The organism is Mesorhizobium sp. M7A.F.Ca.CA.003.01.2.1 (assembly GCF_003998945.1).
GTDB lineage: Bacteria > Pseudomonadota > Alphaproteobacteria > Rhizobiales > Rhizobiaceae > Mesorhizobium > Mesorhizobium ciceri.
Genome location: NZ_RZRA01000406.1, coordinates 1 through 4,798, shown reverse-complemented (window position 1 = coordinate 4,798; position 4,798 = coordinate 1). Strand labels below are relative to the sequence as shown.

Genomic DNA, 4,798 nt, shown 5'->3' with positions numbered 1-4,798 from the left:
GCCGCGATCCGGTCGCGTTCAAAACCCTCGGCCAGCCGCTGAAAGATTGAGAAAAGCAAAGGGGCGGCATGCCACGCCGCCCCTTACACCACAAGGGGAGTGGCGGATTTGAGCTTTGCCGAAAATATCACCGTCGAGGCATTGGAAGCCGATCCCTACCCGATCTATGCAGAGCTCAGGCGCAGTGCGCCGGTCGCTTTCGTGCCGGCGGTCAATCTTTGGTTCGTCACCCGCTGGAAGGATGTCGAGAGCGTCGCCAAGTCGCCCGAGATCTTCTCCGCCGTCGTCGGCTCGTCACCAGTTGAGCGTTCCTTCGGCAAGCCGACCATCCTGACCACCGATGGCGAGACGCACAAGCAACTGCGCCAAGGCGTCGACCCGAAATACCGGCCGCGCACCGTCGCCGCCTATGCCGGCGACCTCGTGCGGTCGATTGCCGAACCTTTTCTGGACCGGATCGTCAACCAGGGCTCCGCCGAGCTGATGACCGATTATTTCGAGCCGGTGTCGACGCTCAGCCTGGCGCGCTCGCTCGGCCTTGCCGGCATCGATATGCCGACGCTGCGCCGCTGGTTCTACGGCCTTGCCCAGGGCGCCATCAATTTCGAGAACGATCCGAAACGGCAGGAGATCGCCGACGCAATCAGTGCCGAGGTCGGCGACGCCATCCTGCCGACGCTGGAAAGACTTGCGCGCCAGCCAGATGACTCGGCGCTGTCGCATATGCTGCATGACGGCATGCCGGAGGGCACGACGCGGCCGATCGACTTTCTGATGCCCAGCATCAAGGTCATTCTGCTTGGCGGCATGCAGGAGCCCGGACATGGCGCCGGCTCGATCCTCGCCGGCCTGCTGGCCCATCCCGAGCAATTGCGGCAGGTGCTCGCCGATCCCGAGACTTTCGTGCCGAGGGCGGTCGACGAGGGCCTGCGCTGGGTGGCGCCGATCGGTACGCAGACGCGGCAGACGACGCGGGCAGTCGAGATTGGCGGCGTGACGATCCCGGCCGGCGCTGCCGTCGCCGCCCTCGTCGCTTCGGCAAGCCGCGACGAGAGCCGCTTTGCCGATCCCGACCGCTTCGACATCAACCGCAACGAAGGCAACCATGCCGCCTTCGGCTTCGGCCATCATTTCTGTTCGGGCCGGTTCTTCGCACGCGAGCAGATGTGCCTTGCGGTGCGGCTGTTGCTCCAACGCTTCCCCGATCTCAGCCTTGTGCCGAGCAGGGAACCGGTGTTTCGCGGCTGGGAATTCCGCGCGCCAACCACATTGCATGTTTCCCTTGGAGTCCGTCACCAATGATCAGTCAGAATGCCATCGAAACGCTGCGCAAGACGGAGATCGGCGCGCAGGGCCTGTTCATCGATGGCGTGCAGGTCGAGGCAACAAGCGGCGCAAGCCTGCCGGTGACGTCGCCGATCGACGGCCGACCTTTCGCCAGCATCGCCGACGGCAACGCCGCCGATATCGACCGCGCCGTGAAGTCGGCGCGCAAGGCGTTCGAGAAGGGCTCGTGGTCGCGCGCCACACCCGCCTTTCGCAAGAAGGTGCTGACGAAATTCGCCGAGCTGGTCGAGAAACACGCCGATGAGCTCGCCGTGCTCGGTGTGCGCGACAACGGCACCGAGATCGGCATGGCCTACAAGGCAGAACCGCTGTCGGCGGCAGGCACCATCCGCTACTATGCCGAGGCCATCGACAAGGTCTATGGCGAGATAGCGCCGACGGCCGAGAATGTGCTCGGACTGATCCACAAGGAGCCGCTCGGCGTCGTCGGCGTCATCGTGCCGTGGAATTTCCCGCTGATGATCGGTGCCTGGAAGATCGCGCCTGCACTTGCCGCCGGCAATTGCGTGGTGGTCAAGCCGCCGGAGATCGCCTCGCTGACGCTGCTGCGGCTGGCCGAACTGGCAAGCGAGGCCGGCTTGCCCGCCGGTGTGCTCAACGTCGTCACCGGGCTTGGCGCGGTCACCGGCGAGGCGCTCGGCCTGCATATGGATGTCGACGCCATCGCCTTCACCGGTTCCGGCCCGGTCGGCAGGCGGCTGCTCGAATATTCCGCTCGCTCCAATCTGAAGCGCGTCTTCCTCGAACTCGGCGGCAAGTCGCCGAACATCGTCTTTGCCGACGCCCCGGACCTGAAACAGACAGCGGTCGTCTCGGCCAATGGCATCTTCCGCAATTCCGGCCAGGTCTGCGTCGCCGGCTCGCGGCTTCTCGTCCAGTCAGCGGTCTACGACCGCTTCATGGACGAACTGCTCTCGGCAACCATGCGGCTCAAAGTCGGCGATCCGCTTGATCTCACCAGCGATGTCGGCGCGGTATCGAGCGCCGAACAGCTGGACAAGAACCTCGGTTTCGTCGCCAGGGCCACGGAAGAAGGTGCCCGTCTCGTCACCGGCGGCCAGCGGATGCTGACCGAGACCGGTGGCAGCTACATGGCGCCAACGATCTTCGAGAATGTCATGCAGGACATGCAGTTGGCGCGCGAGGAGGTGTTCGGGCCGGTGCTCGGCGTCATGCGCTTCGAGACCGAGGAGGAGGCGGTTCGGCTTGCCAATTCGACCGTCTACGGGCTTGCCTCCGCGGTGTGGACCGCCAATCTCTCCACCGCGCATCGCATGGTGCGCGCCATCAATGCCGGCGTCGTCCACGTCAACACCTATGGCGGCGCCGACATCACCGTGCCGCTCGGCGGCGTCAAGCAGTCCGGCTTCGGCCGCGACAAGTCGCTGCACGCGCTGGAGAAATATTTGGAACTGAAGGCGGCCTGGATCGCGCTTTGACGGCACGCTGAGCTCTCTGAGAATCTGACGACCTCCAGACGCGCGCAAGATCGCGCCGCGATCCGCTGCGGCCGGCCAAGCAGCGGCTTTTGCTCACGCTCTTGAAAATTTTGAGAGAATATTCCCGGCTTTGGCGAGAATGGCGAAACGCGTTCTTTGATAAACTTGATAGAATTTCTGAGGATGCGACCAAGGCTAGGCAATCCGCCTCGCTGCCATGACTTCACAACCGCAGAGATCAATCATGACTGACTTCAAGAACACTTTGCCATCTTCCCCCGGGTCAACCGTCAACCGGCGCAGTGGCCTTGCTCTGCTGTTCGCCTCAGTCGTCGCGATCGGCAGCCTGATTGCACCGCATGCGTCGTTTGCCGAGGACAAGAAGGCGATCAAGGTCGGCATCATCAGCGGCGAGGACGAGGACGTCTGGCGCGTCGTCGTCGCGCAAGCCGCCGAAAAGGGCCTTGCCATCGAGACGGTGGTATTCAACGACTACACCCAGCCCAACGAAGCGCTGGAGCGCGGCGAGATCGACGCCAACGCCTTCCAGCACCAGCCCTATCTCGACAACCAGATCAAGACGCAAGGCTACCACATCGTCCGTGTCGGCTATACCGGCGTCTGGCCGATCGGCCTCTACTCTAAGAAGTTCAGCAAGGTTGCCGACCTGCCCGAGGGCGCGGTCATTGGCGTGCCCAACGACCCATCCAATGAAGGCCGGGCGCTGCGCGTGCTGCAGAACGAGGGCGTGATCAAGCTCAGGGATGGCACCGGCATTCTGGCCACCACCGCCGACATCGCCGAGAACGCGAAGAAGGTGGTGATCAAGGAACTTGACGCCGGTATCGTCGGCCGCTCGGTCGAGGATCTCGATGCGGCCGTGGTCAACACCGACTGGGCGCTGAAAAGCGGCCTGTCGCCGGAAAACCGCATCGCGCAGGAGCCTATCGCCGACAATCCCTACCGCAACTTCATCGCGGTGAAGACCGGTAACGAGAACGAGGCCTGGGTGAAGACGCTGGTGGCTTCCTATCAGAACGAGGCGGTGAAGGCCGAGTTCGACAAGGTCTACAAGGGCACCGGCCTCAGCGCCTATTGATCCGGTCCTCGGCCGGAAGCCCGGTTCGAGAGCAACAGCGGTCCGCGCTCAGGCGCGGGCCGCGATTGCGTTTTCGGGAACAGGAATATTCATGAACCAGCATATCACGGCATCCGGGGAGACCGCCGATCCGACCCAGACCCGGCCCGACGCATCTCAGGATGTCGTGCGCCTTGTCGACCTGAAGCGCCATTTCGGTGTGACGGCGGCGCTCGACGGCATTTCGCTGACCGTGCGCAAGGGCGAGATCCTCGGTATCATCGGCCGCAGCGGCGCCGGCAAATCGACGCTGATCCGCTGCCTGAACGGGCTGGAACGGCCTGACTCCGGCGAGGTGTTCATCGAGGGCCGCGAGATCAGCCGGCTCGGCGAGCGCGACCTGCAGCCGCTGCGGCGGCGCATCGGCATGATCTTCCAGCATTTCAACCTGCTGTCGGCCAAGACCGTCGAGGACAATGTGGCGCTGCCGCTGAAGATCGAGGGCCGGCCGAAAGCCGAGAGGCTGAAGCGCGCCGCCGAACTGCTCGATCTTGTCGGCCTGTCGGAGAAAGCCAAGGCCTATCCGGCGTCGCTGTCGGGCGGCCAGAAGCAACGGGTCGGCATCGCCAGGGCGCTTGCCGCGCGCCCGGCGCTGCTCCTGTCGGACGAAGCCACCTCGGCGCTCGATCCGGAGACGACGCGCTCCATCCTCGCACTGCTCAAGGACATCAACCGGCAGCTTGGCCTGACCATCCTTTTGATCACCCATGAGATGGAGGTGATCCGTTCCATCGCCGACCGCGTGGCGTTGATCGACGCCGGACGCATCGTCGAGCAAGGGCCGGTCTGGTCGGTGTTTGCCGACCCACGCTCCGAGATCACACGCAGCCTGCTCGGCGCCATCAGGCCGCAGCTGCCGGCCGAGCTGGCAGCG

4 protein-coding genes are annotated in these 4,798 nt (G+C 64.3%); all 4 read left to right on the top strand.

The window, feature by feature from the left end; translation table 11 throughout:
* Window positions 1-108 precede the first annotated feature (108 nt).
* Window positions 109-1,302 (top strand): cytochrome P450, encoded by a 1,194-nt coding sequence (locus EN969_RS17295; protein ID WP_063169691.1) that lies wholly within the window; start codon window positions 109-111, stop codon window positions 1,300-1,302.
* Entirely contained in the window at window positions 1,299-2,786 is a 1,488-nt protein-coding gene (locus EN969_RS17290; RefSeq protein ID WP_063169690.1) for an aldehyde dehydrogenase, read from the top strand. The genes EN969_RS17295 and EN969_RS17290 overlap by 4 nt, the downstream gene beginning before the upstream one ends.
* A gap of 244 nt (window positions 2,787-3,030) precedes the next feature.
* Entirely contained in the window at window positions 3,031-3,885 is an 855-nt protein-coding gene (locus EN969_RS17285) for a MetQ/NlpA family lipoprotein (protein WP_013528557.1), read from the top strand.
* Window positions 3,886-3,976: 91 nt separating this feature from the next.
* Window positions 3,977-4,798, top strand: an 822-nt coding sequence (locus tag EN969_RS17280) for an ATP-binding cassette domain-containing protein (RefSeq protein WP_127419266.1), incomplete at its 3' end; no start/stop codon positions are given.

Bases quoted from the DNA above. Each gene is read 5' to 3' on its own strand.
- EN969_RS17290 (WP_063169690.1), top strand. From the start codon at position 1,299: ATGATCAGTCAGAATGCCATCGAAACGCTGCGCAAGACGGAGATCGGC.
- EN969_RS17285 (WP_013528557.1), top strand. From the start codon at position 3,031: ATGACTGACTTCAAGAACACTTTGCCATCTTCCCCCGGGTCAACCGTC.